Origin of the sequence: Draconibacterium sp. (assembly GCF_041583095.1) — a bacterium.
GTDB lineage: Bacteria > Bacteroidota > Bacteroidia > Bacteroidales > Prolixibacteraceae > Draconibacterium.
This window is the reverse complement of record NZ_JBFHGM010000300.1, coordinates 1-5,996: the sequence shown is the minus strand read 5'-3', so window position 1 is coordinate 5,996 and position 5,996 is coordinate 1. Positions and strand designations below refer to the sequence as shown.

The 5,996-nt window shown below is 41.0% G+C and carries 5 protein-coding genes; 3 read left to right on the top strand and 2 right to left on the bottom strand.

Annotation, left to right across the window (positions count from 1 at the left end; genetic code table 11):
- A partial coding sequence (locus ABZB17_RS19560) for an NAD(P)-dependent oxidoreductase (RefSeq protein WP_372652762.1) occupies positions 1 to 764 on the bottom strand: 764 nt, incomplete at its 3' end.
- A 464-nt stretch (positions 765 to 1,228) separates the two neighbouring features.
- Entirely contained in the window at positions 1,229 to 2,833 is a 1,605-nt protein-coding gene (locus ABZB17_RS19555) for a fumarate hydratase (RefSeq protein WP_372652760.1), read from the bottom strand.
- A 240-nt stretch (positions 2,834 to 3,073) separates the two neighbouring features.
- On the opposite strand from ABZB17_RS19555, the gene ABZB17_RS19550 reads away from it, so the two are divergent.
- From ABZB17_RS19550 to ABZB17_RS19540, 3 genes are all read left to right on the top strand, one after another.
- Positions 3,074 to 3,694, top strand: a complete 621-nt coding sequence (locus tag ABZB17_RS19550; RefSeq protein WP_372652758.1) for a hypothetical protein — start codon at positions 3,074 to 3,076, stop codon at positions 3,692 to 3,694.
- The gene (locus ABZB17_RS19545) at positions 3,687 to 3,983 is read left to right on the top strand and encodes a transcriptional regulator (protein WP_163323616.1); all 297 of its coding nucleotides are present in this window, start codon (positions 3,687 to 3,689) and stop codon (positions 3,981 to 3,983) included. The genes ABZB17_RS19550 and ABZB17_RS19545 overlap by 8 nt, the downstream gene beginning before the upstream one ends.
- Positions 3,984 to 4,085: 102 nt before the next feature.
- The coding region (locus ABZB17_RS19540) for a sialate O-acetylesterase (protein ID WP_372652756.1) at positions 4,086 to 5,996 on the top strand (1,911 nt) is incomplete at its 3' end.

Here is a 5,996-nt window from a genome sequence, read left to right as displayed (position 1 = left end):
CCCATTGCTTCGGCTTCTTTCAGAGCAATTCCCATGTCTTTTATAAAATGCTCCACAAAAAATCCGGGATCGAAATTACGGTTTACAATACGTGGTGCCAGGTTATCGAGGGTCCAGCAACCGGCAGCTCCACCACTAATTGATGAGAGCATAGTTGGCAAATCAAGACCGGCTTTATGGCCATACAACAAGGCTTCGCAAACCCCGATCATTGTTCCGGCAATGGTAATCTGGTTACACATTTTTGTATGCTGCCCCGATCCGGCTTCTCCCTGGTAAACAATTTGTTTACCCATAATTTCGAACAGCGGATAAACCTTATCAAAAGCTTCTTTATCGCCACCGGCCATTATCGACAATGTGCCATTTTTAGCACCAACATCACCACCGGAAACAGGTGCATCAACTGACTGAATACCTTTTGCTTTAGCAGCTTCGTAAATTTCAACGGCTAAACTCGGCTCTGTGGTTGTCATATCAACTAAAACAGCACCCGGTTTTGCTTTTGCCAGAATCCCGTTTTCGCCAAAGTACACTTCGCGAACGTCTTTCGGAAAACCCACAATGGTAAAAATAACATCGGAAACTGCTGCAACTTCTGCCGGGCTATCGGCCCATTTTACACCGTTTGCCAGCAAAGCATCTGCTTTACTTTTTGTTCGGGTATAAGTGGTACACTCATATCCGACTTTATTTAAGTGGCCCAGCATGGATATTCCCATCACTCCGGTGCCAATCCAACCAATTGTAATATCTCTTTTCATTCGTGCTTTTTTAAGTATGCCAAAGCTAAAGTTTTCATGACATTGAACAAAATCATTCTGCCATCAATAATTCGTATTTGTAATCACTATTTATAATGAATTAATTTTACACTTTATTTGCAAAAGTGACTACCTGTTTTGATCTAAAAAAGGTAATTAAATTCCCCGCCTTTAACTCTGATTTCCTAAACCTTACATACATCTCGCCTGTAAACAAACTTTATAAAAAGTACCAAACACTCTTTTATAACATGCTCTACAACAGCATAATTGCAATTTCGTATTTATTAAAATAAAATAATTATAATTTATATTTACGGCAAAATCTTTCGCATAGATTTATAAATTGATAACGGAGAGTGGATGCTGACTACTTTCCGTTTTCTTTTAAAAATGCCTCATCCACAGCATAAAAAAACCTCCGGATAAACTCCGAAGGTTTCTATTATTACTTCAAATGTTTCTTATAGTTCTTTAAAGAAGTCGTTTCCTTTATCGTCAACAATAATAAATGCAGGGAAATTCTCCACTTTGATCTTACGAACAGCCTCCATTCCAAGGTCTTCAAAATCGACCACCTCAACAGATTTAATACTGTTTTTGGCCAGAATAGCAGCCGGTCCGCCAATCGAACCCAGGTAGAAACCACCATGCTTTTTACAGGCATCGGTAACGGCTTGAGAGCGGTTTCCTTTTGCCAGCATAATCATTGATCCGCCGTGGCTTTGGAACTCATCAACATACGGGTCCATACGGCCTGCAGTTGTTGGGCCAAAACTACCGGAGGCCATTCCTTTTGGTGTTTTTGCAGGACCCGCATAATACACCGGGTGGTTTTTAAAATACTCGGGCATTGGTTTACCTTCGTCAAGCATTTGTTTAATCTGCGCGTGAGCAATATCGCGGGCTACAATTAAAGTACCGCTCAGGTTCAAACGGGTTTTTGTTGGGTATTTTGTTAATTCGGCCAATACTTTATCCATTCCCTGATCCAGGTCAATATCCACTGCCGGACTCATCGCCGGTGCTTTTGCCGGTAAGAAACGAGCCGGATTTTTCTCCAGTTGCTCCAGGAAAATACCGTCTTTGGTAATTTTTGCTTTGATGTTACGGTCGGCACTACAGCTAACACCCAAACCTACCGGGCACGAAGCTGCGTGGCGTGGTAAACGAATAACACGAACATCGTGCACAAAATATTTTCCGCCAAACTGAGCACCTACTCCACTTTCCTGACAAATTTTTGTTACTTTCTCTTCCCATTCCAAATCGCGGAAAGCCTGACCACCTTCATTACCTTCGGTTGGTAAATGATCTAAATAACCTGCTGATGCTTTTTTCACCGTCGCCAATGTAGCTTCGGCAGAAGTACCGCCAATTACCAGCGCCAGGTGATACGGAGGACATGCAGAAGTACCCAGGTCCATAATTTTTTCCTTAACAAATTTGGTAAGGTTTTCTTCGGTCAGCAACGATTTAGTTTGCTGATAGAGGTAGGTTTTGTTACCTGAACCTCCACCTTTTGTTACAAATAAAAACTCGTATTTATTTCCTTGCTCGGCATACAAATCAATTTGTGCAGGCAAGTTTGTTCCGGTGTTCTTTTCTTTGGTCATGGTAAAAGGCACCACCTGCGAATAGCGCAAATTCCTTTCGGCGTAGGTATCAAAAATACCTTTCGACAAGGCTTCAGCATCGTTGGCACCGGTGTACACATCTTCACCTTTTTTACCAATAACAATTGCTGTTCCTGTATCCTGGCAAGTTGGCAATTCGCCCTCGGCCGAAACAGCCTGATTCATTAACATGGTGTGTGCTACAAACCTATCGTTATCAGTTGCTTCCGGGTCATCCAGTATTTTGGCCAGTTTTTCAAGGTGCGAAGCACGCAGGTAAAACGAAACGTCGGTAAACGCTTCTTTTGCCAATTCTTCCAAACCTTTCGGATCAACTTTTAAAATCTCGCGGCCATCAACTTCAATGGTCGACACATAATCTTTTGTAATACAACGATATTCGGTATCGTCTTTTAAAATTGGAAATGGTTTTTGATATTTAAAATCTGCCATTGTATAATCGGTTAAATTAATTTTCCTTCAAAGATAAAACTATTCGTTTGTTTCTATTTTATTTTAAAGCGAAACCTGAAAAATTTAACCCGAAACATTTGATGTATTTGAATCCAATGATCATTATATGCACACGCAACAACTTCTGATTTCAGAATGCTTAATCTTACTGGGATTTTTTTGTAGCAATATTTGGTTTGTATTACAAACTTATTTAATTTTATAAACAAAATAAGTATCATGAGCTCAACTACATCAAACCAGGAAATGAGTGACCACGAAATGTTGAAAACTCTAAAAACGGCTATTGCCACTTCAAAACATTCGTTATACGAAGATGGGATTCTGCTCATTTTGTGGGGGGCATCATTTACCATTGGATTCTTCCTGCACTATTACAAATCTTCGCACCTTGTGGTTTATTGGGAACGTAATATCATCAATATTTTAAATATTGTAGGAGCCGTATTATTAATCGGTTTTACCATCTATTATCTATTTTTTCGCAAACCCAAACTTCGCACTTACACTGCTATTTCAACGCGTTTTGTATGGATTGGAATTATCATTGCGCACAATCTGAACGTCATCGTTACCAAAAGCTTCTTGCAGGAGGTTGATTTTGCGCTGCTCCACCCACTTCAAATGGTACTGATTGGTTTTGCACTTTTTGTTACAGGTGGAATTTATCGATACAAGTTATTATCAATCAGCGGTGCAGTTATGTGGATTGCGGCAATATTGTGTGCCCGTGTTGAACTGGCCGACCAGTTTCTGATTCGGGCAATAGCGAACTTTATCTGTTTTGTAATCCCGGGCGTTTTAATGTATCTGAAAAGTAAAAAGCCGGCCCATGTTTAAAAACCTCGATCCACTTCTTCATTCGCAGGTACGGCTGGCTATTATGACTATTCTGCTTAATGCAAAGTCGGCCGAATTTTCGTATTTGCTCGAAAACATTGAAACCACAAAAGGTAACCTGAGTTTTCAGATCGCAAAACTTAAGGAAGGTGGTTATATTAAGGTGAAAAAGTCGTTCCGCAAAAACTATCCCCTCACCACTTTAAGTATCACCCCTAAAGGAATTACGGCCTACGAAAACTATGTAGAAGCCATTTCGGAATACTTCAAGAAATCAGGAAAACTATAGCCCAAGCCGGCCTGTTTATATATAGTTTAAGCTTTAAGCCTATTGAATTGGCTGTATATTTCATTCAATTCATTAGTTTTGAGAAAATGAAAATTAATCGAGATGAAGACGAAATCCGTTCTGTTATACATTTTACTTTTTGCTATTGTTTTTAATGCTAAAGCAGAAGTAAAACTCCCCAAAATATTTAGTTCGAATATGGTACTGCAACAAGGAATTGAAATTCCGGTATGGGGCTGGGCAAACGTAGGAGAAGAAATTTCTGTTTCCCTTCTTGCATATGAAACTAAATCAAACTACAACACCGGTGAAAAAACTACTATGGCCATTCTCCTGGCAAATGCTAAGGCCACTACTGATTCGGATGGCAAATGGTTGGTTAAACTGCCGACACAAGATTATGGTGGTCCTTATACTTTGATGATTAAAGCCAAAAACACCATTTCGTTAAAGAATGTAATGATTGGCGAAGTTTGGGTGTGCTCAGGGCAATCAAACATGGAATTTTCACTGGCACAGGTAAAAAATGCAGATAAGGAAGTGGACGCTGCCAATCACCCAAATATTCGATTATTTACCGTACCGCGTCGGGTGGCACAATTTCCTGAAGATGATATTGAAAGTGGCGAATGGCTGGAATGTACTCCACAAACGGCGCATAACTTTTCGGCTGTTGGGTATTTTTTTGGCAAAGCTTTAAAGGAGGATCTGGATGTGCCCATCGGGTTGATTCACTCTTCGTGGGGCGGCACCGTTGCCGAAACATGGACCAGCGCACAAACCATTCAAAACGATCCGGATTTCAGGGAGCCAATGATTGAGTTGCAACAAATGGATGTTGAGGAGTATAAAAAGAACAAGGAAGCAGAGATAAGAAAAATACTGGGCGGCGAAATTCCTACCGAAGATGAAGGAATGCAAGACGGAAAGCCCGTTTGGTCTGATCCGGAGTTAAACGATACAGACTGGAGCAAAATCATTGCCCCCGGATTATGGGAAGAACAAGGTTATATTGACATTGACGGAGTAGCCTGGTACCGGAAAGAACTTGATCTTACCGAAGAACAAACACAAACGAACCTAAATCTGCATTTGGGAAAAATAGATGACTCTGATATAACGTTTCTAAACGGGATTGAAATCGGGAAAACCGAAAATCAGTATGATAAAGAAAGAGTTTACACCATCGACAAAAAATATCTGAATCCGGGTAAAAACATGATCGTAGTTCGTGTGAACGACACTGGCGGTGGCGGTGGAATGTGGGGCGCTCCGGAAGATCAGTATGTGGCTATCGGGCAGGAAAAAATCGATATCTCTGGCGACTGGAAATTCAAAATTTCAAAAGCCGTGATGCAGGACATTGACCTTGGACCCAATTCGTATCCTACCCTATTATTTAACGGAATGATTAATCCGATTGTACCTTTCGGGATAAAAGGCGTAATCTGGTACCAGGGCGAATCAAACGCCAGCCATGCAAAACAATATCAGCGCGTATTTCCTAATTTGATAAACGATTGGCGCGCACAATGGAATCAGGGTGATTTCCCTTTTCTGTTTGTGCAGTTGGCAAATTATATGAAACCGGTACAAAATCCAACAGATAGCGAGTGGGCAGAATTACGCGAAGCACAAACCAAAACGCTGGAGCTGCCAAATACCGGAATGGCATCAGCAATTGATATTGGCGAAGCTGATGATATTCACCCGAAAAACAAACAGGATGTTGGAAAACGGCTGGCGCTGAATGCTTTTAAAGTGGCATACAATAAAGACATTATATACACCGGTCCGACTTTCGAATCGGTAGAATTTAAGGACGGGAAAGCCTACATTACTTTTTCGGAAACAGGCTCGGGACTGGCAGTGAAAGACAAATACGGCTATGTAAAAGCATTTTCAATTGCGGGTGCCGATCGTCAGTTTTATTGGGCAAAGGCAGAGGTCATCAATAAAAACACGGTGGTTGTTTATTCGTATGCGGTTACCAATCCGGTGGCAGTACGTTTT

What these genes read in the sequence shown, in the direction of transcription:
- ABZB17_RS19545 (WP_163323616.1), top strand. Translation starts at nt 3,687, where the DNA reads ATGTTTAAAAACCTCGATCCACTTCTTCATTCGCAGGTACGGCTGGCT.
- ABZB17_RS19555 (WP_372652760.1), bottom strand. Translation starts at nt 2,833, where the DNA reads ATGGCAGATTTTAAATATCAAAAACCATTTCCAATTTTAAAAGACGAT.
- ABZB17_RS19550 (WP_372652758.1), top strand. Translation starts at nt 3,074, where the DNA reads ATGAGCTCAACTACATCAAACCAGGAAATGAGTGACCACGAAATGTTG.